24 protein-coding genes are annotated in these 22,934 nt (G+C 62.1%); 8 read left to right on the top strand and 16 right to left on the bottom strand.

The features are described 5' to 3' along the window. Positions 1-139: 139 nt before the first annotated feature. From gltB to hemE, 3 genes are all read left to right on the top strand, one after another. Complete coding sequence (gene gltB, locus ACZ0AI_RS15145) at positions 140-4,588, top strand: glutamate synthase large subunit (RefSeq protein ID WP_463562574.1); 4,449 nt, start codon at positions 140-142, stop codon at positions 4,586-4,588. 115 nt (positions 4,589-4,703) lie between these two features. Then, positions 4,704-6,122 (top strand): FAD-dependent oxidoreductase, encoded by a 1,419-nt coding sequence (locus ACZ0AI_RS15140; RefSeq protein WP_225837691.1) that lies wholly within the window; start codon positions 4,704-4,706, stop codon positions 6,120-6,122. A 199-nt stretch (positions 6,123-6,321) separates the two neighbouring features. After that, positions 6,322-7,389, top strand: coding sequence for a uroporphyrinogen decarboxylase (gene hemE / locus ACZ0AI_RS15135; protein ID WP_463562573.1), 1,068 nt, complete (start codon positions 6,322-6,324; stop codon positions 7,387-7,389). Between the two features lie 6 nt (positions 7,390-7,395). On the opposite strand, the gene ACZ0AI_RS15130 is transcribed toward hemE, so the two are convergent. Next, complete coding sequence (locus ACZ0AI_RS15130; protein ID WP_463562572.1) at positions 7,396-7,797, bottom strand: DUF2141 domain-containing protein; 402 nt, start codon at positions 7,795-7,797, stop codon at positions 7,396-7,398. 82 nt (positions 7,798-7,879) lie between these two features. Between ACZ0AI_RS15130 and ACZ0AI_RS15125 the strand changes: the two genes are divergently transcribed. Genes ACZ0AI_RS15125 through darH form a run of 4 tightly spaced genes read left to right on the top strand, consistent with a single transcriptional unit; the run spans position 7,880 to position 11,369 of the window. Then, on the top strand, positions 7,880-8,797 hold the full coding sequence (locus ACZ0AI_RS15125) for a dialkylrecorsinol condensing enzyme (protein ID WP_463562571.1): 918 nt from the start codon (positions 7,880-7,882) through the stop codon (positions 8,795-8,797). A gap of 19 nt (positions 8,798-8,816) precedes the next feature. Further along, on the top strand, positions 8,817-9,974 hold the full coding sequence (locus tag ACZ0AI_RS15120; RefSeq protein ID WP_463565946.1) for a beta-ketoacyl-ACP synthase III: 1,158 nt from the start codon (positions 8,817-8,819) through the stop codon (positions 9,972-9,974). After that, entirely contained in the window at positions 9,964-10,371 is a 408-nt protein-coding gene (locus ACZ0AI_RS15115) for a DarG family dialkylresorcinol biosynthesis protein (RefSeq protein ID WP_463562570.1), read from the top strand. The genes ACZ0AI_RS15120 and ACZ0AI_RS15115 overlap by 11 nt, the downstream gene beginning before the upstream one ends. Beyond that, complete coding sequence (gene darH, locus ACZ0AI_RS15110; protein ID WP_463562569.1) at positions 10,368-11,369, top strand: BtrH-related acyltransferase DarH; 1,002 nt, start codon at positions 10,368-10,370, stop codon at positions 11,367-11,369. Before ACZ0AI_RS15115 ends, darH begins: the two co-directional genes overlap by 4 nt. A gap of 165 nt (positions 11,370-11,534) precedes the next feature. On the opposite strand, the gene ACZ0AI_RS15105 is transcribed toward darH, so the two are convergent. Genes ACZ0AI_RS15105 through ACZ0AI_RS15080 form a run of 6 tightly spaced genes read right to left on the bottom strand, consistent with a single transcriptional unit; the run spans position 11,535 to position 15,845 of the window. Beyond that, entirely contained in the window at positions 11,535-12,086 is a 552-nt protein-coding gene (locus ACZ0AI_RS15105; RefSeq protein WP_463562568.1) for a hypothetical protein, read from the bottom strand. After that, positions 12,083-13,186: a beta-ketoacyl synthase N-terminal-like domain-containing protein gene (locus ACZ0AI_RS15100; RefSeq protein WP_463562567.1), complete on the bottom strand. Its 1,104-nt coding sequence runs from the start codon at positions 13,184-13,186 to the stop codon at positions 12,083-12,085. The genes ACZ0AI_RS15105 and ACZ0AI_RS15100 overlap by 4 nt, the downstream gene beginning before the upstream one ends. Continuing rightward, positions 13,183-13,449, bottom strand: coding sequence for an acyl carrier protein (locus tag ACZ0AI_RS15095; RefSeq protein ID WP_084304607.1), 267 nt, complete (start codon positions 13,447-13,449; stop codon positions 13,183-13,185). The genes ACZ0AI_RS15100 and ACZ0AI_RS15095 overlap by 4 nt, the downstream gene beginning before the upstream one ends. Beyond that, the gene (locus tag ACZ0AI_RS15090) at positions 13,431-14,618 is read right to left on the bottom strand and encodes an ABC transporter permease (protein ID WP_463562566.1); all 1,188 of its coding nucleotides are present in this window, start codon (positions 14,616-14,618) and stop codon (positions 13,431-13,433) included. Before ACZ0AI_RS15090 ends, ACZ0AI_RS15095 begins: the two co-directional genes overlap by 19 nt. Then, positions 14,615-15,499: an ABC transporter ATP-binding protein gene (locus ACZ0AI_RS15085; RefSeq protein WP_463562565.1), complete on the bottom strand. Its 885-nt coding sequence runs from the start codon at positions 15,497-15,499 to the stop codon at positions 14,615-14,617. The genes ACZ0AI_RS15090 and ACZ0AI_RS15085 overlap by 4 nt, the downstream gene beginning before the upstream one ends. Next, the gene (locus ACZ0AI_RS15080) at positions 15,492-15,845 is read right to left on the bottom strand and encodes a beta-hydroxyacyl-ACP dehydratase (protein ID WP_463562564.1); all 354 of its coding nucleotides are present in this window, start codon (positions 15,843-15,845) and stop codon (positions 15,492-15,494) included. Before ACZ0AI_RS15080 ends, ACZ0AI_RS15085 begins: the two co-directional genes overlap by 8 nt. Here ACZ0AI_RS15080 and ACZ0AI_RS15075 point away from each other — a divergent pair. Next, complete coding sequence (locus ACZ0AI_RS15075) at positions 15,825-16,514, top strand: methyltransferase family protein (protein WP_463562563.1); 690 nt, start codon at positions 15,825-15,827, stop codon at positions 16,512-16,514. The two genes, ACZ0AI_RS15080 and ACZ0AI_RS15075, sit on opposite strands and share 21 nt — an antisense overlap. 9 nt (positions 16,515-16,523) lie before the next feature. Here ACZ0AI_RS15075 and ACZ0AI_RS15070 read toward each other — a convergent pair whose 3' ends face one another. The 9 genes from ACZ0AI_RS15070 to ACZ0AI_RS15030 all read right to left on the bottom strand — a co-directional run bounded on the left by ACZ0AI_RS15070 (position 16,524) and on the right by ACZ0AI_RS15030 (position 22,934). Further along, on the bottom strand, positions 16,524-17,117 hold the full coding sequence (locus tag ACZ0AI_RS15070) for an Sbal_3080 family lipoprotein (protein ID WP_463562562.1): 594 nt from the start codon (positions 17,115-17,117) through the stop codon (positions 16,524-16,526). 68 nt (positions 17,118-17,185) lie between these two features. Continuing rightward, positions 17,186-17,626 (bottom strand): excinuclease, encoded by a 441-nt coding sequence (locus tag ACZ0AI_RS15065; protein WP_463562561.1) that lies wholly within the window; start codon positions 17,624-17,626, stop codon positions 17,186-17,188. An 18-nt stretch (positions 17,627-17,644) separates the two neighbouring features. Continuing rightward, complete coding sequence (locus tag ACZ0AI_RS15060) at positions 17,645-18,046, bottom strand: hypothetical protein (RefSeq protein ID WP_463562560.1); 402 nt, start codon at positions 18,044-18,046, stop codon at positions 17,645-17,647. Between the two features lie 37 nt (positions 18,047-18,083). Beyond that, the gene (locus ACZ0AI_RS15055) at positions 18,084-19,310 is read right to left on the bottom strand and encodes a beta-ketoacyl-ACP synthase (RefSeq protein WP_225837734.1); all 1,227 of its coding nucleotides are present in this window, start codon (positions 19,308-19,310) and stop codon (positions 18,084-18,086) included. 19 nt (positions 19,311-19,329) lie between these two features. Next, positions 19,330-20,058: a 3-oxoacyl-ACP reductase FabG gene (fabG, locus tag ACZ0AI_RS15050; RefSeq protein WP_463562559.1), complete on the bottom strand. Its 729-nt coding sequence runs from the start codon at positions 20,056-20,058 to the stop codon at positions 19,330-19,332. Continuing rightward, the gene (locus ACZ0AI_RS15045; RefSeq protein WP_463562558.1) at positions 20,055-20,525 is read right to left on the bottom strand and encodes an ApeP family dehydratase; all 471 of its coding nucleotides are present in this window, start codon (positions 20,523-20,525) and stop codon (positions 20,055-20,057) included. The genes fabG and ACZ0AI_RS15045 overlap by 4 nt, the downstream gene beginning before the upstream one ends. After that, positions 20,522-21,730, bottom strand: coding sequence for a beta-ketoacyl-[acyl-carrier-protein] synthase family protein (locus tag ACZ0AI_RS15040; RefSeq protein ID WP_463562557.1), 1,209 nt, complete (start codon positions 21,728-21,730; stop codon positions 20,522-20,524). The genes ACZ0AI_RS15045 and ACZ0AI_RS15040 overlap by 4 nt, the downstream gene beginning before the upstream one ends. After that, entirely contained in the window at positions 21,727-22,209 is a 483-nt protein-coding gene (locus tag ACZ0AI_RS15035; protein WP_463562556.1) for a DUF3261 domain-containing protein, read from the bottom strand. Before ACZ0AI_RS15035 ends, ACZ0AI_RS15040 begins: the two co-directional genes overlap by 4 nt. Continuing rightward, entirely contained in the window at positions 22,206-22,934 is a 729-nt protein-coding gene (locus tag ACZ0AI_RS15030) for a class I SAM-dependent methyltransferase (RefSeq protein WP_463562555.1), read from the bottom strand. The genes ACZ0AI_RS15035 and ACZ0AI_RS15030 overlap by 4 nt, the downstream gene beginning before the upstream one ends.

Genomic DNA, 22,934 nt, shown 5'->3' with positions numbered 1-22,934 from the left:
TTCTTTGTGACGCTTATCTCGCTATGTACAATGACCTCCGTTTGCCTGCGCAAAGCTGGGCGCATTGACCTGCGCGCAGGGTAATTGATTGAAATTAGAAAGAAAAATGCCGAGTAAGGCAGTCTGGTGAGAGTTCCCTATGAAAGCAGGTCTGTACCATCCTGATGAGTTCAAGGATAACTGTGGCTTCGGCCTGATCGCCCACATGCAAGGTGAGGCAAGCCATCACCTGTTGCAGACGGCGATAGAAGCACTGACCTGCATGACCCACCGTGGCGGCATCAATGCCGACGGCAAGACGGGTGATGGCTGTGGTTTGCTGATTCAAAAACCCGATCTGTTCCTGCGCGCCGTCGCCAAGGACACCTTTGGCGTCGAGCTGCCCAAGCAATATGCCGTAGGCATGGTCTTTCTCAATCAGGACGAGACCAAGGCCAGTGCTGCCCGCGACAATATGAATCGCGAAATCCAGGCTGCCGGCCTGACTCTGGTCGGCTGGCGCAAGGTGCCGATTGATACCAGCGTACTCGGCCGTCTGGCTTTGGAACGCCTGCCGCAGATCGAACAGGTGTTCATCAGCGCCGATGGCCTGAGCGATCAGGACTTCGCCATCAAACTGTTCTGTGCTCGCCGCCGTTCCTCGGTGGCCAATGCCGCAGACAGCGAGCACTACATCTGCAGCTTCTCGCACAAGACCATCATCTATAAAGGCCTGATGATGCCGGCCGACCTGCAGCAGTTCTACCCGGATCTGGGTGACGAGCGCCTGCAGACCGCGATCTGCGTGTTCCACCAGCGCTTCTCCACCAACACTCTGCCAAAGTGGCCGCTGGCTCAGCCGTTCCGTTTCCTCGCCCACAACGGCGAGATCAACACCATCACCGGTAACCGCAACTGGGCACAGGCGCGCCGTACCAAATTCGAGAATGGTCAGATTCCTGCCCTCGAAGAGCTCGGTCCGCTGGTCAACCGCGTGGGCTCCGACTCCTCGAGCATGGACAACATGCTCGAACTGATGGTCACCGGCGGCATCGACCTGTTCCGCGGCGTGCGCATGATCATTCCGCCAGCGTGGCAGAACGTCGAAACCATGGACGCCGACCTGCGGGCGTTCTACGAATACAACTCCATGCACATGGAACCCTGGGATGGCCCGGCCGGCGTCGTGCTGACCGATGGTCGTCACGCCGTGTGCCTGCTCGACCGTAATGGTCTGCGCCCGGCGCGCTGGGTGACCACCACCAATGGCTACATCACCCTGGCCTCGGAAATCGGTGTGTGGAATTACCAGCCCGAAGACGTGGTCGCCAAAGGCCGTGTCGGCCCGGGCCAGATCCTTGCCGTCGATACCGAAACCGGTCAGGTGCTGACCACCGACGACATCGACAACCGCCTCAAGTCGCGTCACCCCTACAAGCAGTGGCTGCGCAAGAGCGCGCTGCGCATCCGCGCGACCATGGAAGACAATGACCATGGTTCGGCCTTCTATGAGGCCGATCAGCTCAAGCAGTACATGAAGATGTTCCAGGTCACCTTCGAGGAACGTGACCAAGTGCTGCGTCCGCTCGCCGAGCAGGGCCAGGAAGCGGTCGGCTCCATGGGTGACGACACACCGATGGCGGTGCTGAGCCAGCGCGTGCGCTCGCCGTACGACTACTTCCGCCAGCAGTTCGCGCAGGTCACCAACCCGCCGATCGACCCGCTGCGCGAAGCCATCGTCATGTCGCTGGAGATCTGCCTCGGTGCCGAGCGCAACATCTTCGAAGAGTCGCCGGAGCACGCATCGCGGGTGATCCTCAGCTCGCCAGTAATCTCTCCGGCCAAGTGGCGCACCCTGATGAACCTGGAGAGGCCAGGTTTCGAGCGGCAGGTCATCGACCTCAACTACGACGAGTCGATCGGCCTGGAAGCGGCCGTGCGCAACATGGCCGACCAAGCCGAAGAAGCCGTGCGTTCCGGCAAAGTGCTGCTGGTGCTGACTGACCGTCACATTGCGCCGGGCAAGCTGCCGGCTCATGCTGCGCTGGTCACTGGCGCGGTGCACCATCGTCTGACCGAAACCGGCCTGCGTTGCGATTGCAACATCCTGGTCGAAACTGCCACTGCCCGTGACCCGCACCACTATGCGGTGCTGATCGGCTTCGGCGCCTCGGCGGTTTACCCGTTCCTGGCCTATGAAGTGCTGGGCGACCTGATCCGTACCGGCGAAGTGCTGGGCGATCTTTACGAAGTGTTCAAGTACTACCGCAAGGGCATTTCCAAGGGCCTGCTGAAGATTCTCTCGAAGATGGGCATCTCCACCGTCGGTTCCTACCGCGGCGCTCAGCTGTTCGAAGCGGTTGGTCTGGCCGACGAGGTTACCGAGCTGTGCTTCCGTGGTGTGCCGAGCCGCCTCAAGGGCGCGCGCTTCGTCGACCTGGAAGCCGAGCAGAAGGCACTGGCGGGCGAAGCCTGGAACAACCGCAAGTCGATCCAGCAGGGCGGCCTGCTGAAGTTCGTCTACGGCGGCGAGTACCACGCCTACAACCCAGATGTCGTCAACACCCTGCAGGCGGCGGTGAAGCAGGGCAGCTACGAAACCTTCAAGGAATACACCAAACTGGTAGATACCCGCCCGGTGTCGATGCTGCGCGACCTGTTGCAGGTCAAGCTGGCCGATACGCCACTGGCGCTCGAAGAAATCGAACCGCTGGAGTCGATCTTCAAGCGCTTCGATGCGGCTGGTATCTCCCTGGGCGCACTGTCGCCAGAAGCTCACGAAGCCCTGGCCGAGGCGATGAACCGCCTGGGCGCGCGCTCCAACTCCGGCGAAGGCGGTGAAGACCCGGCGCGCTACGGCACCATCAAGAGCTCGAAGATCAAGCAGATCGCCACCGGCCGTTTCGGCGTGACCCCGGAATACCTGGTCAACGCCGAAGTGCTGCAGATCAAGGTGGCTCAGGGCGCCAAGCCAGGCGAGGGCGGTCAGCTGCCAGGCGGCAAGGTCAACGGCCTGATCGCCAAGCTGCGCTATGCGGTGCCGGGCGTGACGCTGATCTCGCCACCGCCGCACCACGACATCTACTCCATCGAAGACCTGGCGCAGCTGATCTATGACCTCAAGCAGGTCAACCCCAGTGCGCTGGTTTCGGTCAAACTGGTATCCGAAGCGGGCGTTGGCACCATCGCGGCCGGTGTCGCCAAAGCCTACGCCGACCTGATCACCATTTCCGGTTATGACGGCGGCACCGGCGCTTCGCCGCTGAGCTCGATCAAATACGCCGGTTCGCCGTGGGAATTGGGCCTGGCGGAAACCCACCAGACCCTGCGCGGCAACGACCTGCGCGGCAAGGTGCGGGTGCAGACCGACGGCGGCCTGAAAACTGGCCTGGACGTGATCAAGGCCGCAATCCTCGGCGCCGAGAGCTTCGGCTTCGGCACCGCGCCGATGGTTGCCCTGGGCTGCAAATACCTGCGTATCTGTCACCTGAACAACTGCGCCACCGGCGTGGCGACGCAGAATGACAAGCTGCGCAAGGATCACTTCATCGGTACTGTCGACATGGTGGTGAATTTCTTCACCTACATCGCCGAAGAAACCCGCGAATGGCTGGCCAAGCTCGGCGTGCGCAGCCTGGGCGAGCTGATCGGGCGTACCGATTTGCTGGAAATCCTGCCGGGGGAAAGCGCCAAGCAGAACAATCTGGATCTGACGCCGCTGCTCGGCAGCGATTACATCCCCGCGGATAAGCCGCAGTTCTGTGAGGTCGACCGCAACCCGCCGTTCGACAAGGGTTTGCTGGCTGAAGAGATGCTGTCCATGGCCAAGTCGGCGATCGACAGCGCCAGTGGTGGCGAGTATGAGCTGGACATCTGTAACTGCGACCGCTCCATTGGTGCCCGTTTGTCCGGCGAAATCGCTCGGGTGCATGGCAATCACGGTATGGTCAAAGCGCCGATCACTTTCCGCTTCAAGGGTACTGCCGGGCAGAGCTTCGGCGTGTGGAACGCTGGTGGCCTGAACCTGTACCTCGAAGGCGACGCCAACGATTACGTCGGCAAGGGCATGGCCGCTGGCAAGCTGGTGATCGTGCCGCCGAAGGGCAGCCCGTACAAAACCCAGGAGAGCGCCATTATCGGCAACACCTGCCTGTACGGCGCTACCGGTGGCAAGCTGTTCGCAGCGGGTACCGCGGGCGAGCGTTTCGCGGTGCGCAACTCTGGTGCACATACCGTTGTGGAAGGCGTGGGTGACCACTGCTGTGAGTACATGACCGGTGGTTTCGTCTGTGTGCTGGGCAAGACCGGCTACAACTTCGGCTCAGGCATGACCGGTGGTTTCGCCTACGTACTGGACCTGGACAACAGCTTCTACGACCGCGTGAACCACGAGCTGGTGGAGATTCAACGGATCAACAACGAGTCCATGGAGGCTTACCGTAGCCACCTGGAGCGTGTGTTGGCCGAGTACGTCGAAGAGACGTCGAGCGAGTGGGGCCGCAATCTGCTGGAGAACCTGGACGACTACCTGCGCAAGTTCTGGCTGGTAAAACCCAAGGCCGCGAACCTCAAGTCGCTGCTCTCCAGCATCCGCGCCAACCCGCAATAAAGCAGCTTCAAGCTGCGAGCCCAAGCTGCCTGGCAGTGACCGGCTTGCAGCTCAACGTGATTGTCTTCGCAGCTTCAGGCTTATGGCGTGTAGCTGCTGCTAAGAGGTTTATGACATGGCTGAACGTCTGAATAACGACTTCCAGTTCATCGAAGTCGGGCGCAAAGACCCGAAAAAGAAACTGCTGCGTCAGCGCAAGAAAGAGTTCGTGGAAATCTACGACACCTTCAAGCCGGCCCAGGCTGGCGACCAGGCGCACCGCTGCCTCGGCTGCGGCAACCCTTATTGCGAGTGGAAGTGCCCGGTACACAACTACATCCCCAACTGGTTGAAGCTGGTCTCGGAGGGCAACATTCTCGCTGCCGCCGAGCTGAGCCACCAGACCAACACGCTGCCGGAAGTCTGCGGCCGTGTATGCCCGCAGGATCGTCTCTGCGAAGGTGCCTGCACCCTCAACGACGGCTTTGGCGCGGTAACCATCGGCTCGGTGGAGAAGTACATCACCGATACCGCCTTCGCCATGGGCTGGCGCCCGGACATGTCTAAGGTCAAGCCGACCGGCAAGCGTGTTGCGGTGATCGGTGCCGGCCCTGCCGGCCTCGGTTGCGCCGACGTGCTGGTACGTAATGGCGTGACGCCAGTGGTATTCGACAAGAACCCGGAGATTGGCGGGCTGCTGACCTTCGGCATTCCCGAGTTCAAGCTGGAAAAGAGCGTGCTGAGCAATCGCCGCGAAGTCTTCACCGGCATGGGCATCGAATTCCGTTTGAACACCGAGATTGGCAAGGACATCACCCTGCAGCAGTTGCTGGATGAGTACGATGCCGTGTTCATGGGCATGGGCACCTACACTTACATGAAGGGCGGCTTCCCGGGCGAAGACCTGCCGGGCGTACACGATGCGCTGGATTTCCTGATCGCCAACGTCAATCGCAACCTCGGTTTCGAGAAGGCGCCGGAAGATTTCGTTGACCTGAAGGGCAAGCGCGTCGTGGTTCTCGGTGGTGGTGATACGGCGATGGACTGTAACCGTACTTCGATCCGCCAGGGCGCCAAGGCCGTGACCTGCGCCTATCGCCGTGACGAAGCGAACATGCCGGGCTCGCGCAAGGAAGTGAAGAATGCCAAGGAAGAGGGCGTGAAGTTCCTCTTCAACCGCCAGCCCATTGCCATCGTCGGCGAGGACAAGGTCGAAGGCGTGAAGGTGGTCGAGACCCGTCTCGGCGAACCCGATGCCCGTGGCCGCCGCAGCCCCGAGCCAATCCCAGGCTCAGAGGAAATCATCCCGGCGGAAGCCGTGCTGATCGCCTTCGGTTTCCGTCCGAGCCCGGCGCCGTGGTTCGATGAGTTCGATATCCGTATCGATACCCAGGGTCGTGTGGTTGCGCCGGAGAAGTCTACCTTCAAGCACCAGACCAGCAACCCGAAGGTGTTCGCTGGCGGCGACATGGTGCGTGGTTCCGACCTGGTGGTAACCGCCATCTACGAAGGCCGCAATGCGGCGGAAGGGATTCTCGACTACCTCGGTGTCTGAGCATCACGCTTCCCGACGAGGCCGGCTTAATGCCGGCCTCGTCGTTTCCGACCCTTGGCTGACCTGAGGCAATACGCCGCTCAGCGCGCTCGCTTATGCTCCCGAACCTGCGGCACGGCGTCCCATGCCGTGCCTTTTACGGCTTGCTCTGCGACAATGTGCACACTTTTTGTTCACCGCTTCTGTTCGGGAAATACCCATGACCGCCTTGAAGAACGACCGTTTCCTACGTGCCCTGCTCAAGCAACCCGTCGACGTTACGCCGGTTTGGATGATGCGTCAGGCCGGTCGTTACCTGCCGGAATATCGGGCCAGCCGGGCCAAGGCCGGGGATTTCATGAAGCTGATGATGAACCCTGAGTTTGCCTGCGAAGTCACCCTGCAGCCGCTGGATCGTTATCCGCAACTCGACGCTGCCATCCTCTTCTCCGATATCCTCACCATCCCCCACGCGATGGGGCAGGGGCTGTATTTCGAGACCGGTGAGGGGCCGCGTTTTCGCAAGGTGATCAGCAGCGCCGCCGATATCGACGCGCTGCCGATTCCTGATCCCGAGAAGGATCTGGGCTATGTGATGGACGCGGTGCGCACCATCAAATCGGCGTTGAATGGTCGTGTGCCGCTGATCGGCTTTTCCGGCAGCCCGTGGACGCTGGCGACCTACATGGTCGAGGGCGGCTCGTCGAAAGACTTTCGCAAGATCAAGGCGATGCTTTACGACCAGCCCGAGGCCATGCACGCGCTGCTCGACAAGCTGGCGCAGTCGGTCACGGCCTATCTCAATGGGCAGATCCTCGCCGGTGCCCAGGCGGTACAGATCTTCGATACCTGGGGCGGAAACCTGTCTTCAGCGGCCTACCAGACGTTCTCCCTGGCTTACATGCAGAAGATCGTTGACGGCCTGATCCGTGAGCATGACGGGCGCAAGATCCCGGTGATCCTGTTCACCAAAAATGGCGGGCTATGGTTGGAGTCGATGGCGGCCACTGGCGCCGATGCGCTGGGGTTGGACTGGAGCTGTGATATCGGCGAGGCGCGCCGCCGTGTCGGTAGCCAAGTGGCTTTGCAAGGCAACATGGATCCTACCGTGCTGTATGCCAAGCCTGCGGCGATTCGCGCCGAGGTGGCGCGTATCCTCGCCAGCTACGGCACTGGCAGTGGTCATGTGTTCAATCTGGGGCACGGCATCACCCCGGAAGTCGACCCGAGCCATGCCGGTGCCTTCCTCGAAGCGGTGCACGAGCTGTCTGCCGACTATCACCGCTGATCGACATCAGTCCGCCTGAAGCCCACCGCGAGGTTGGCTCAGGCGTATGTCGATCAGGGTGTCGTCTTCGCTATGCTCGAATCTGGCGCCTTGAGGCTTAGGCTTGCCTTTCAGGAGTGACGGATTACCGGAGAAGCCCACTGGCTCGAGCGGAATGCCTCGCGGGCTGAGGTCGAGACGCCCGTTACCGTTGCTGTCCTGAAACAGTTGCAGAGCGTATTGCCCAGGCGGTACGTCTTTCAGGATCAGTTGCTCGCCTTCACCTTGCTGCTCGCGCAGCATCGGTTCCCAGCTTTCCTGGTCGGCAGCGACCAGTGCCAGATAAAGCTTGGCGGCACTCTCGTTGCCTTCCACGCGTATCAGTAGATCCCCAGCGTGGGCTGATAAACAGCCGAACAGGAGAACCACTGCGCAGACCATGCAGCGTTTGGTTACGATTTGAAGAATTCGCTGTGGCATAATCCGCCTATTTCGCAGGGATTCGCTTGAAATGCGTCAGGTTTTAGTCGTTCACTTTTCACAGACTGGCCAATTGAACCGTTTGGTGCAATCGGTCTGTGCGCCGTTGCAGGCGAGTGAGGGCATGCAGGTGGATTTCCTGGCGCTGCAACCGGCCAAGCCGTTTCCCTTTCCGTGGCCTTTTCTTGGCTTCTTCCGGATCTTCCCGGAAACCGTGTTGATGAAGCCGCAGTCGTTGCTGCCGCTAACGGTCGATCCCGAGAAACGCTACGACCTGATCATTCTCGCCTATCAGGTGTGGTTCCTGTCACCGTCGCTGCCGTTCACGAGTTTCCTCGCGTCGCCTGAAGCCGCGCAGCTGTTGAAGGGTACGCCAGTGGTGACCCTGATCGGTTGTCGCAACATGTGGCTGATGGCCCAGGAAAAGGTCAAGGCACGCCTGCAGGCACTGGGCGCGAAGTTGGTCGACAATGTGGTACTCACCGATGCTTGTGGTACGGCGGCGAGTTTCCTGGCCACGCCGTTGTGGATGTTCACCGGCCGGCAGAAACCTTACAGCTGGGTGCCGCGCGCCGGTATCGACGAGACAGAAATGGCCAATGCCGGCCGCTTCGGTGATGCCATGGCGCGCCGCCTGCTTGCAGACGAGCAGCCGGTCGAGCAGCCGATGCTCAGTGGTCTTGGCGCCGTCAAAGTGGATGAAAAGCTGATTGCCAGCGAGAAGGTCGGTAATCGCAGCTTCACGCTGTGGAGTCGACTGCTTACCGCGCTCGGCCCTCAGCAGAGCAGGCGGCGTGGCGCCGGGTTGGTGGTTTATATCGTCTTCCTGATCTGCCTGATTCTGACCGTGGTGCCGATCAGCGCCCTGTTGAAAAAGTTGTTGGCCCCGCTGTTCAAGGCGCGAATCCAGCGTGAAAAGGCCTACTACGCCGGCCCGTCCGGCGAGTGAAGTGACCCGAGGTATCTCCGTGGTACAACCCGTATTCATTAACCGCATCAGCGCATGCCTGCCACATGACCCGGTCGACAACGAGCAAATGGAAACTCGTCTCGGCATGGTCGGCGGCCAACCATCGCGCGCGCGCAAGTTGGTCTTGCGCCGTAATGGCATTCAGCAGCGCCACTACGTCATCGACCCGCTCACCGGTGAGCCGAGCATGAGCAATGCGCAGCTCAGCGCCGAGGCGATCCGTGGTTTGGTAGGCGAGGATTTCACGCTGGACAGCGTGGATTGTCTGGTTGCTAGCACCTCGTCGCCCGACCAGGTAATGCCCGGCCACGGGGTGATGGTGCATGGTGAACTGGGCAACCCATCTTGCGAGGTCGCCACTACGGCGGGTATCTGTCTGTGCGGGATGACCGCGCTGAAATACGCCTGGATGAGCGTGGCCAGTGGTGAAAGCCGCAGCGCCGTGGCCTGCGGCTCCGAAGTCGCTTCGACGCTGATGCAGGCGCGCAACTTCAATGCCGAGTACGAAAGCCGCGTCGAGGAGCTGGAGAACCATCCGGAGATCGCTTTCGAGAAGGATTTCCTGCGCTGGATGCTTTCCGACGGTGCTGGCGCCGTGCTGCTGCAGGATCATCCCAACGCCCGCGGGCTGAGCCTGCGTGTCGACTGGCTGGATATCCTCTCGTTCGCCGACCGGATGCCGGCCTGCATGTACGCCGGGGCCGAAATGCAAGACGGCAGCCTGCGTGGCTGGAGCCGCTATGACGCCGATGAGCGCGCCCGGCAGTCGGTGATGGCGATCAAGCAGGACGTCAAACTGCTCAACGAGAACATCGTCAAATACACCGTGGAAGAGGCGTTGCGGCGCATCATGGCGCGCCGTGAGCTGCGCGTGGCGGACATCGACTGGTTCCTGCCGCATTACTCTTCGGAGTTCTTCCGCGACCGTCTGGCCGTGGGGCTGGCCAATGTCGACCTGCCAATCCCGATGGAGCGCTGGTTCACCAACCTGACCAGCAAGGGCAACACTGGCGCAGCGTCGATCTTCATCATCCTTGAAGAGCTGTTCAATGGCGGGCAGCTGCGCAGTGGCCAGAAGCTGCTGTGCTACGTGCCGGAAAGTGGGCGCTTCTCCAGTGCATTCATGCACCTCACGGTGGTCGGCGATGAAGCTTGACGAGGTTCCTCAGGATCACAGCTCCACCTACGGTGGCCACAGCAAGCTGGTCTACGCCGTGGATGCCAGCGGCCATTACCAGGGCACCCAGAGCGATGGCTGGGAGCCCGAGTCGTACTCCACTCAGCTCGCGGTCGCCGAGTTGGAGGCTCAGGAGGCCGAGGCCGAAGCAGCCTGGCGCCGTGGAGAGCTGTCGCCGCTAAAGTGCCTGATGTATCGCTATCGCATGGATGAGCCGGCACTGGCGCAGATCTCCGGGCTCTGGCAATGGCGCGTGCGTCGGCATTTCCGGCCTGAGATCTACCGACGCCTGAGCGATTCGCTGCTGGCCCGCTATGCCGAGGCCTTTGGCCTGTCCGTCGACGAATTGCGTCGCTATCAGAAGGAACTGCCATGAGCGCGTTCGAGCACCGCCAGAGCGCCCACTGCGAAAGCGGCGTGATGGCCAGTCTGCTGACCCACGCCGGCCTGCCGATGAGCGAGCCGATGGCGTTCGGCCTGGCATCGGGCCTGGCGTTCGCCTACCTGCCGATCGTCAAGCTCGGCGGCATGCCGCTGATTGCCTATCGCATGCCGCCCCGCCACCTGATCAAGACCCTGAGCAAGCGCCTGGGCGTGCGCCTGACCAGCCGTACCTTTGCCAATCCCGAGCAGGGACGCATCGCCCTCGATGCCGCACTCGACAGTGGGCGCCTGGCTGGGCTGCAAAGCTCGGTGTTCTGGCTGCCGTACTTTCCGCCAGAAATGCGCTTTCACTTCAACGCCCACAACCTGCTGGCCTATGGTCGCGAGGGCAACGAATACCTGCTCAGCGACCCGGTGTTCGAGGCGCCGGTACGTTGTGCCGCCGAAGATCTGCAGAAGGCGCGTTTCGCCAAGGGCGCGCTGGCGGCCAAAGGGCTGATGTATTACCTGGACGACGTGTCGCCCGATCAGGACTGGGAGCGGCTGATTCGCAAAAGCGTGCTGTCGACTGCGCGTATCCTCGATGGCATGCCGCTGCCGTGGATCGGCATTCGCGGCATTGGTCACCTGGCTAAACGCGTCGAGGCACTCGATCCGGCTCAGGCCAAGTACAACCGCCTGTACCTCACCCATATCGTGCGCATGCAGGAGGAGATCGGTACCGGTGGTGCAGGCTTCCGCTTCATGTACGCGAGCTTCCTGCAGGAGGCCGGCGAGAAGATTGGCGATACCACGCTGCAGGAAGCTTCGGTGCGCATGACCGCCGTAGGCGATGATTGGCGCCAGTTCGCCTCGGCGTGCGTACGGGCCAGCCGTAGCAAGGGCGAAGCGCCGGACTTCCGGCCGATCGCCGATAGGCTGCGCGGCATTGCCGGCCAGGAACGCGCACTGATGAAAGAGCTTGGCGCCTGGGCCAAGCGCAAGGGGTAAGCGAGGGCTGCAGAAAGGCAGAAACGGACGGTGAGCAGAGCTTTCTTTTTGTAGGAGAGGCTTTAGCCGCGAGCTCTTTACGCCTAGCTAGGCAAAATCGAGGCTAAAGCCTCTCCCACAAAAGCTCTGCTCACCGGCCGCTTCCGCCACACAGCAGTCACTGTTTTATAGCGGCAACTGCAGCACGTCGATCCCGGCCGTTAGCTCGGCAAAACCTGCTGCCTGACTTGGCCTGTCGATCAGCACAGCCTGTGCCTGAAACTCGCCGTTCTCGTCGATCACCACCAGCAGCGCCTGGCTGACCACGCCATCTGCCAGATCCAACCCTGCCAATGCCTGCAGCTGTTTCCAGGCACGCGGCCCGGCACCGATGAACAGGTTCGGCCCCTCCAGGCCCAGCTGTGCTGCGACGTGGAAGCCCGCGGCGTTGCTCACACTGTTGACGAACTCAAACGGCTTGGGCTGCAACTGATGTACGCATACCGCATCCAGTAGCGACCCCATCGTCCCTCTGGCGGGATGGCGGGATGCCAGATAAAGCCCGCAGTCACTGCGTACCTTCGCCTTGAGTGGAGCGGTGCACAGCAGCGCCTGGAGGATCAGCCGGTCGATGCGTCGAGGCGGGCTGGCCAGCCATTGGCTCAGGGTAGCCTTCAGATCCTTGTCGGAAGCGCTGGCGTCACCACTGACGCTGCACGCGGCGATGACTGTGCTCATGGTGTCTCTCCCGTGCAGCGCTGCAGCACCAGGCTGGCGTTGTTGCCGCCAAAGCCGAAGAAGTTGGCCAACAGCAGGCTGTCATCGGCAATGGCGAGTGGCTCGCCTGGTAGCGGTAGCAGGGCTTCACTGGCGTAATCACAAGCCGGTAGGTGCCCGAGGTTCTGCACCAGCAGCAGGGTTTCAGCGAGGCCGCAGGCGCCCAGGGTGTGGCCAATCCACGGTTTGAGCACGCACAGCGGCGGCAGCGCCTCGCCAAACAGCAGGCGTACACCGTTGCTCTCGGCGCGATCATTGGCGCCGGTGGCGGTGCCGTGCAGTTTCACCAGGCCGATCTGCTCGACGCTGGTGTCTGCGCTGCGCAAGGCCTCGCGCATCACCCAGTCGATGTGGCTGCCGTCTTCGCGGGTGGTGGTCAGGTTGCTGGTGTCGCAGGCGCTGAAACCGCCAAGCAGCCTGGCCAGCGGTGCCGGGCCAGGTTCCAGTGCCAGCAGCGTGGCCACGTAGGCTTCACCGAGCACCAGGCCATCACGCTGCGGGTGAAAGGGTCGGTAGAGGCCACTGGGCGAAATCAGATCCAGTGCGCCGAAGCCTTGCTGGGCTATCGCGCTGGGCGTTTCGAAAGCCAGCACCAGAGCGCGGCGATAAAGCTTGGCGCCGAGCAGTCGGGCGCCGTACAGCAGCCCGTTGGCGGCGCTGGTACAGGCGGTATTGAGGGTAAAGGCGTCGGCGAAGCCCCAGCGCTCGCGCAGCTGCTCGGCGATCAGGTCGAGGGAGGTCGAATGATCGGGGCGAAAGCCGCCGTCCTGTTTCGCCAGGTCTTCCAGTTCATTGATGTCCAGGCTGGTGCTGGCCACGATCAACAGGCAATCGTCCAGCGCACTGTCGTCGCCAAGGGTCTCGCGGATCAATCGGTCGAAGTGCTGGTCTCGGCTCTCGCCTGCCGCTACGGCCAGGTAAGGGCGTGGCTGCCGCAGTTCATGCAGTACAAAGGTGTCCGCCTCAGGCAGCACGCCGCGCTGCAGCGCCTCACCAGCCGCGCGTAGATCCGCGCCAAGTACACTGTGCAGAGCGCCTCTCTGGAGGTAGATGGGCGTCACTGTTTCTGCCTGATGAAGGCCGCGATACTGGCGATGCTATTGAGAATGCGCCGACCGTCCTTGGCGCCTTCGATGCGTACGCCGTAGTGCTGCTGCAGCGCGAGCGAGACTTGCAGCGCGTCCAGGCTGTCCATCTGGATGCGGCTCTGCTGGCCGAACAGCGGCTCGTCATCGTCGATGCTTTGCCAGTCGATGTCGTCTTCCTTGTCGCACTCGCGAATCAGCAATTGCTTGAGCTTTTCTTCTAGTAGTGTGTGGTCCATTGCGTTTGCTGTACTCGTTTGTGGAACAGGAACAAGCCGCTGGCTCCGGCCAGTGCTGCGAACAGCAGCAGGCGTACGCACCAGGGGGCTATGTCGTTCAGTGAGCCATGGCCCACCAGCAGGGTGAGAAAGGCGTCGAGCGCCCAACTCATCGGGGAAACTTCCGCCAGTTGGCGCATGGCCTCCGGCATCACGCTCTTGGGCACCATGATGCCGCCGATGGCGGCGAGGATGATATTGATCCCGCCGCCAAGCAATAGGGCTTGTTCACTACTGCGTGCCAATGCCGCCAGCAGCAGACCCAGGCTGCTGGTGGCCAGTGCGATACTCGCCGCCAGCAGGGCGTAAGCGGGCAGGCTGCCATTGAGCTCCAGCGCCGGCAGACCGACCAGTGGTAGGCCATGCATGCCAATGCTCAGCAGCAGCACGAACTGCAATAGGTTGATGGCCAGGTAAGGCAGCATCTTGCTCAGTGCCAGGGTGTCGAGCCCCAGCCCCAGGCAGCGGAAGCGCAGCAGTGCGCCACTCTGCTGCTCGCGCTGAAAGCTGCCAGCCATCGGCAGCACGACGAAGAACATGCCGAAGATCAGCCAGGCCGGGACGCTCATCTGCGTGGCGTTGGCCTGGTTGCTCAGGTCGCCGCTGGCCAGGCGCTCCTGCTCATTGATCTGGCTCTCGGTACGTTGCTGGATCAGCTCGAGCTGTTCGGCCTGGGTGAGCCCCTCATCCAGCGCACCGCTGTCCTGCAGGTAGGCGAGCAGTCGGGTCTGCGCCAGGGCGATGGTGACGGCGCCATGCAGGCGCTGGCGCGAGAGACGGTCGAACTGCGCGGGAAAGCTCAGGGTCGGGCCCTGGTGAGGTGTATCCAGCAGCCTGTCGTCGAAGTCAGCGGCCAGGCTGATGCGTGTCATCTCGGGCGGGCCGCTGGCCAGCAACTGGCTGTCAGGCAGTTGCGCCTGCAGTGCGCTGTGGAAAAAACGGCTGGAATCGCTTTGCTGCGGCGCATCGATCACCAACTGCAGGGGCGGCAGGCGATCCTGCAGGTAGCTGGACATGGCCCCGGCCATGATCACCAGAAACAGCGTCGGCATGATGAACAGCACGGCCAGCGCGTGCGGGTCACGCAGCAGCAGAAGGATTTCCTTGCGAACCAGGGCGCGCAGCCTCATAACCGGCCTCCATTTAGGCGCAGGTAGAGCTGCTCGAGTGACGGGCGGCCGAAGCGCAGCAGGCTGGGGGCTTGCGGCTGTTCGGCGATGAAACCGGTGATCGCCAGCAACTGCGATACATCCAGTTCCGCGATGCGCACGCCATTGGCCAGCTGTTCGACACTCAGGCCCAGGCTGTCGAGCAGCGGCAGCAAGGCTTCAGGCTGGCGCTCTGGCCATTCCAGAAACAGCCCCGGCTGATCGCCGAGCAACTGATGCTTGTCGATATCCAGCTGCACGCGACCTTCGTGGAGCAGCAGGATGCGATCCGCCACCCGCTCCACCTCGTCGAGATAATGACTGGTGTAAATCACCGCCTTGCCCTCGGCAGTCAGCAACTGGACGGCTTCAAGGAGCATCTGCCGGCTGGCGGCATCGACGCCCACGGTGGCTTCGTCGAACAGATACAGCTCTGCCGGTTGTAGCAGGCCGATGGCGAAGTTCAGGCGTCGCTGCTCACCGCCGGAAAGACGTTCTGCACGGCGTTCGAGTTTGTCTTCCAGCGCCGTACTGGCGATGCAGCGATCGAGGCTTCGACGACGCTCTGGGCCGCGCAGCTCATAGAGATCGGCGAACAGCTCGAGGTTTTCCTTCACCTTCAGCCCGGCATAGAACGCCAGTTGCTGCGGCACCAGGCCCAGGCGCCGCTCACCCTGCCAAACGATTTCGCCACTCAGCGGCTGCAGCACTCCGCTGAGCAGTGACAGCAGGGTCGTTTTGCCTGCGCCGTTGCTGCCGAGCAGCCCCAGGCATTGCCCGGCTTGCAGGTGCAGGTCGATATTTTGCAGTGCAGGTTGTTGGGCTTCCGGGTAGCGATAGCCGAGGTTCTTGAGTTCAAGCACGGACGAGCACCAGCAGGAGTTTGCCATCGAGCAATAAACGTTGTTCAGCGTGCACACTGAAGCCATACAGGGCGCCCGCCGGGCTCATTGCTTCTTGGGTGGCGCTTACCAGCAGATCGCCTTGACGTTGCGCGGGGTGATCATGCAATTGCAGCTGCGAGAGTTTGCCCACCAGGGCCATTTTGATGGCGCTGTCGTTGCCGTATAAGGCACCATGCGCGGCACATAATTGGGCGGCTGCTTCGAACAGCAGACAAGGCGAAGCGTTTTCGCCCAGGCTGTCGAGGTGGTGCCAGCCGCTCAGACCTTGGATGCTGCTCGCATCGTGTTCGAGCAGCGCGTCCAACCAGAGTGCTTTGCCCTGGTGTGGCAGCAGTGTGTGCAGTTGGGTGCGATCCATGGCGAGCGTCTGGGCGTGCGAGCGCAGCAGTGTAACAGAGGGCGATTGGGGAGGAATGTGGTGGGGGTCTGGCAATTACTGGTTTTCGTGGTACTGAGCATCGTTCTGACGGGCATTTCCTGGCGCTCGCTGGGTAACCCGCGTAGTCATGGATTTTATCGCTTTATCGCCTGGGAACTGATGCTGGTGTTGTTGGTGCTCAATGCGCCGTTCTGGTTCGAGAACCGCGATGCGACGCATCAACAGGTTTCCTGGGTATTACTGACGGTTTCACTGCTGGTGCTGTTCGCCGGCATATACCAGATGCGTCGCTTCGGGCGTGCCGACGAGCGGCGCCAGGATGATGAGTTGTTCGCCTTCGAGCGCACGTCGAAGCTGGTCACCAGCGGCATCTTTCGCTATATCCGCCATCCGATGTACTGCTCGCTGCTGCTGCTCGCCTGGGGCATTGCCTGGAAGCAGCCGACTGCGCTGACGCTGGTACTGGCATTGCTGTCGAGTGTGGCGCTATGGCTCGCCGCTAGGTGCGAAGAACGGGAGTGCCAGGCCTACTTCGGCGATGCCTATCGCGACTATATGGCGCGCAGCCGGATGTTCGTCCCGTTCATTTTCTGAGCCCCGCGTTCAGGGAGTTACTGGCTGACTCTCGAGCATCAGTTGGCGATAAGCTCGCTGATAGGCCTCATAGTCGAGGTTTTGCTGCTGCAGTTCGCGCAGTCGTTCATCGAGACGGGTGGTGCTCGCGACAGGGGGTTTCGCCGATGCGCTCGGGGTAGGCTCGGTAATCAACTGGGCCTCGCTCAGTAGCTCATCGATAACCGGATCCATCTTGCTTTGCGTGCCTTGCCATTTCATCAGGGAGAGGCCGCCCTTGCCGCGCAGGTGGTAGTTGGCTTTTGCCAACGTCTGGCGCCGTGGGCCGAGGATGGTCAGCTCCGCACTCGACAGATAAGGCGCCATATCCCAGGAGCGCCTTGCCGTGTAGGTCACCACGTAAGGGCATTGGGCCCAGGGTATCTGCGAATACAGCTGCGTAGAGATGCCGTGCCGAGCGAAGCCCTCTTGCAGCACCGGTACGAAGTCACTGACTTTTACCTTGAGGTTTTCCTCGATACACATCGTGTTCGATGCACTTTGCAGCGGTGTCACACGCACTGCGGTGCAGGCACTCAGATCGATTACCAGTGCAGCCGGTATAGCGGCTAAGGCATTGGGCATGATGAGCTTCTTCCTTGATATGAAAAAGCCGCCCGCAGGCGGCTTGGCTTGCTGAAGCCTCGCAGCGCTTACTTGACGCGAGCGTACTTGGCCTTCAGCGCGACGCCGGCCATGATGGCGCCGGCATGGCATTCGTACTTGCTGTTGTCGCGGTATTCCTTGTTCTTGTAGTTGCTGGCCAGGTCGACCACGGCGTTGGCGCCGGCGGCTTTGGCCGAATTCTGCAATTTGATCAGCGCCGATTGCAGCGCCCAGCTGCAGGCAGCTTCGTCGGTCTTGTTGAAGGCGTTGGTCTTCTGGCTGGTGGTGACGTTGGCGTTGATGATCTTGGCGCCAGCCGGGGTCTTGTTCAGGTAGAACTTCACCGATCCATCGAGACGGCCAGCCTGGGTGGCTTCGTTGACCACCGACTGGAAGTCCAGGAAGTGGGCGGTGTCACGGGCCTGGCTGACGGCAGGCAGCAGGGCGGCGGTGATAAGTGCAGCAGCGATCCAGGTTTTTGCGTTCATGGGTAACTCCTTGAGTGTTTACTGGGGCATGTAAAGGGAAGGGCTGCTCAATTCCTGCTGAATGCTGCGATCCAGGTTCTGGATCCACGTGTTGTAGTTCCGGTGGATCTTGCCGTTGCGGTAGTCGAGGTTGCGACTGTCGCGGTAGCGGATCGAGTAAGTCGATGCGGTATAGGGAATGGTGACTTTCGCCTGGTGGCTGCGGCGCGTGACCGACGCCAGGATTTGTCCCTGATCCGCGCTCTCGACCGTCCATTGACGGCGTTGCAGGGCGGTGAGAATCGCCCGGCGCATGTCATCCTGGCCCTTGACCGCGGCAGGTGGTGCGCTGTTTTCGATGTTTACCACCGGCTTTGAGGTGCAGGCGGTGATGCCCAGTACCAGCAGGGCGAGCAGGGCAATGCGGTTGAAACGAGACATCATCCATGTTCCTTGTCAGTGAAGAAGTTACGGTTTTTCAGTGCCAGCGTCGGAAGATCAACGACGTATTGACACCGCCAAAGGCGAAATTGTTGTTCATCACGTATTCATTGTTCATCTCGCGGAATTCACCGCGCAGATAGTCCAGTTCGCCGCAGCGTGGGTCGATCTGATCCAGATTGAGCGTGTGCACGTAGCTGTCGCTGTTGAGCATTTCGATGCTGAACCAGGATTCCAGCGAGCCGCAGGCGCCCAGGGTGTGGCCGAGGTAACTCTTCTGCGAGCTGATCGGCATGCGCGTGCCGAACAGGCTGCTGGTGGCCTGGGTTTCCGCTACGTCGCCCTGCTCGGTAGCGGTGCCATGGCCGTTGACGTAGCCGATGGCATCCGGCGCCAGCGCGGCGTCTTCCAGCGCCAGCTCCATGGCCCGGCGCATGGTGGCCTGCACCGGTTTGGTGGCGTGCTGGCCGTCGGCGTTGCAGCCGAAACCGACGATTTCGGCGTAGATGGTGGCGCCGCGGGCGAGCGCATGTTCGAGCTCTTCGAGTACCAGCATGCCAGCGCCTTCACCGATCACCAGGCCATCGCGACCCTGGTCGTAGGGGCGCGGGCTGGTGTGCGGCGCATCGTTTTTCAGGCTGGTGGCGTAGAGCGCGTCGAAGACCATGGCTTCGGTCGGGCACAGCTCCTCGGCACCGCCGGCAAGCATCAGCGGCAAGCGGCCGAACTTGATCGCTTCGTAGGCATAGCCAATGCCCTGGCTACCGCTGGTGCAGGCGCTGGAGGTCGGAATCAGCCGGCCGGTAAGGCCGAAGAAGATGCTGATATTGGCTGCCGTGGTGTGCGGCATCATGCGGATGTAGGAGTTGGCGTTGAGGCCGTCGGCGATCGAGTTGAGCAGCATGTTGCCGAACGCCTTGATCTCGTCGGTACTGCCGGTGGACGAGCCGCAGGCCACGCCCATGCGGCCGTCACCGATCAGCGGATCGCCGAGCAGGCCAGCGTGGGCCAGTGCGCGTTCGGCGGCATAGACGGACAGCTTCGATACGCGGCCCATGCTGCGCAGCTGCTTGCGCGTCCAATGGCTGGGCACGACGAAGTCATCCACCGGGCCGCCCAGGCGGGTGTTCATTTCGCTGAAGCGATCCCACTCGTGCATGACACGAATGCCGTTGCGGTTGGCGCGAAAATTCGCCGAGATACTGTCCCAGCTATCGCCCAGGGAGGTAATGCCGGCCATGCCGGTAACGACTACGCGCTTCATCGTGCAACTTCACTCTTGATCAACACAGACCGCCATTCACGGCGATTACCTGGCGGGTGATGTAAGCCGCCTCTTCGGACATCAGAAAATTCACCGTGCCGGCCACTTCTTCCGGAGTGCCCATGCGCGCCGCCGGGATCATCTTGAGAATCTCCTCCAGCGGTACGTGCTCGTCGAGAATCTCGGTATCGATCAGCCCCGGTGCCACGCAGTTGACGGTGATCTTGCGTTTGCCCAGCTCGATGGCCAGCGCCTTGGCCGCACCGATGATACCGGCTTTGGAGGCACTGTAATTGACCTGGCCGCGATTGCCGATCAGCCCGGAAACCGAGGTGATACAGACGATACGCCCAGGTTTGCGGCGGCGCACCATGGGCATCGTCAATGGATGCAGGACATTGTAGAAACCGTCCAGATTTGTGCGTAGCACCACATCCCAGTCCTCTTCGCTGAGCGCCGGGAAGGCGCCGTCACGGGTCAGGCCGGCGTTGCACACGACGCCGTAATAGGCGCCGTGGGCTTCCACGTCTGCTTCCAAGGCGTCGCGGCAAGCGGCGCGGTCGGCCACGTCGAATTGCAGGATGCGGGCGCTCTGGCCGAGGGCTTCGATCTGCGCCTGCACCGCTTCGGCCTCATCGCGGCGCGAACGGCAATGCAGCACCAGGTTGTAACCGGCGCGCGCCAGGCGCAATGCAATGGCACGGCCGATACCGCGGCTCGATCCGGTGACCAGAATGGTCTCGCTCATGCAGACGGCTCCTGAGAAAGGGGGGGTTCCTGAATATAGGTGGCCACGTCGCGAGGCTGAAACACGTTCAGTCTGGCCTCGACGAGAATGTCCGGGCCTTGAAGGCGGCATTCGAATACGCACATGCCGTTGTCATCCTGCAGCGAGCGGGTGGCGGTGATGTGCAGTGTACTGCCGGCCGGAAAACGATCCACGTTGCAGGTGAAATTACGGGTGCCGAGCAGGAAGCCGAGTTCCACCGGGCGGCCTTCCTGGCGTGCGTGGCAACCTGCGAAGGCCGCAACGCTCTGGGCCATCAGCTCGATGCCGACCGATGCGGGCAGGCTGCCGTCCGAATGACTGAACAGCCCGCCCGGGCGTACCACCAGGCGGGTCTCGATATGCTCGGCGCCAAACGCCAGCACTTCGTCGATCAGAATCATGTCGCCAGCGTGGGGCACCAGCTCGGCGACGGGCCAAACACTCACGGCAGGTCTCCTAAAATCAAGGACAGGTTGTTGCCGCCAAAGGCGAACGAGTTGCTCATCAGGTAACGGCGCCCATCCGTTGGCAATAGTGCAGGGGCGGTCGCATCGACCAGGTTCAGGCGCGGCAGTTGCGTATCGGCCTGGCCATCCCAGACATGAGGCGGCAGTCGATTGGCAGCGTTGTAATCGCTCAGGGTCAGCCAGCAGAACGCAGCCTCCAGTGCCCCGGCAGCGCCGAGGGTATGGCCGGTCAGTGATTTGCTCGATGAGCAGGCCACGCCCGCCGGGAACAGCGCCTGCACGGCGATGCTTTCCATGGCGTCGTTGTGGGTGGTGGCGGTGCCATGCAAGTTCAGATAACTGATCTGCTCGGCCGCCAGCCCTGCCGCGATCAGCGCCTTGCGCATGGCCTGCTGGGCGCCCAGCCCTTCGGGATGAGGCGCGGAAATATGGTGGGCGTCAGAGCTGGCGCCGCCGCCGAGCAGGGCGATACCTGGTGCGTGATCGTCGTCGCTCGTGCGGGTCATCAGGAACAGGGCTGCGGCTTCACCGATATTGATCCCGTGGCGGTTGATCGAGAACGGGTTGCAGCGCTCGTCGGATACCGCCTCCAGGCTGGCGAAACCGTTCAGGGTGAGCTTGCAGAGGCTGTCGACACCGCCGCACAGTACGGCATCGCACACGCCCAGTTGCAGCAGGCGCTGGGCACTGAGCAGGGCGCGAGCGCTGGAGGTGCAGGCGGTGGACTGGCAGTAAACCGGCCCGCTCAGCCCCAGCCAGTCGGCGAGGAAGGTGGCCGGTGCGGCGATTTCCTGGTGGCTGTAGTGGTACTCGGCAGGCAGCACGCCGTCGTTCACGTAGGCCGCGATATGCTCGCCCGCTTCGGCGATGCCCGAGGTGCTGGTGCCGAGCATCACGGCGATGCGCCCGGCACCATGACGGGCGATGGCGGCCTGAATCTCGTCGTGGATTTCCAGCGCCGCGGCCAGCAGCAGCCGGTTGTTGCGGGTCGAGGCGTGTTCCTGGTCGGCGGGCATGTCCGGCAACGGCGTCTCGACCGCGCCAACGGTCACGCTGCGCTCCGCTATCCAGCCGGCCTGGCGGCGCATGCCGCTGGTATCGCCGGCGAACAGGGCATCAGCCACTGCTTGCTTGCCCTGGCCAAGGGCGCAGACCACGCCGAGGGCGTCGAGTCGAGCGATCATGGTTGTGTCTCCAGTGGGCTCACCCGGTAGCGCTGTTTACCGTTATCCAGGCGGATGGCCAGCGGCGCCGTGTACTGGATGCGCCAGTTGGGCGCCAGCTGACGGCTGTCGGCGCCTTGCTGCTGCCAATCGGCCTGATCGTAGGCGTGGGCCAGCTGATCGGCAGGCGTGAGGGCGAACAGCAGCGCGGCGAACAGTTCGCGGGCGTCCCCGTTGGGCGGCAGCAGGCCGTCATTGTGCCAGGAGCCGGCGATCAGCGACTGCCGGGCCAACGGCACGCCAAGCGGATCGAACAGTGACCAGCGCAGGCTGCTGCCCTCAGCCTGAATCACCAGCAGCCAGTCCTGACCATCGGCTGTGCTTACTTGCAGCGATATCGGTAGGGGAGCAACCAGCGCTGGCGATGAGTCGGGCAGCGGCGTGCGTGCGGTACAGGCCGTCAGCAACAGCACGCAGGCGAGCAGCAACAGTTTGTTCATGTCGGCGTCTGCTCGAAAGGTTTGCGCACCGCCGCATTGACCAGGGTTTCATTGCGCTGGCCAAAGGCCTTCGGCCGACGAATGCCCCAGCGTTCGAGCAGACCGAAGTCCTGGGAGCGACTCCACCACAGGTAGGGGTAGGAGACATTGCGCTCACTGAACTCGAAGCCTTGGTCACGCAACATGCCAAGGTATTCGTCGGCGCTCTTCTGCACCTCCATCGGGTGGCGGAACAGCCAGCGAATCACCCAGGTATCGATGTAGTACTTGGTCGACTCGGCGAACAGCAGCAGGCCGCCCGGCTTGAGCACTCGCCAGAACTCGGCGAGGGCTTGTTCCTGCTCGACAAGATGGTGGAACGTCTGGTGACAGAAGAGGATGTCGACACTGGCATCGGGCAGCTGGATCGCCGCGCAGTCACTGGCGATGAGCTGTACGTCCAGGCCCAGGCGCTGTGCTTCGGCGCGCGAGCAGTCGAGGCTGTGCGGATCGGCATCCAGGCCGATGATGCTGGCTGGGTGAAAGGCCCGCTGCAGCAGGGAGAACGATTTGCCCTGGCCACAGCCGGCGTCCAGCAGCACTGGAGCGCTCGGCAGCGGGCCGCTGATCAGCGTGTGCAGATCATCGATGGCCACGCGCAGCACATGGTGCTGCCACACGTGGCTTTGCAGAAACCAGAAGCCGAAACCGGTTTCCTCGACGTAGTTGGATGCGGCGCGATCCAT

It is taken from the genome of Pseudomonas sp. AC355 (genome assembly GCF_979258205.1).
This window is presented reverse-complemented; position numbering and strand designations above follow the sequence as displayed.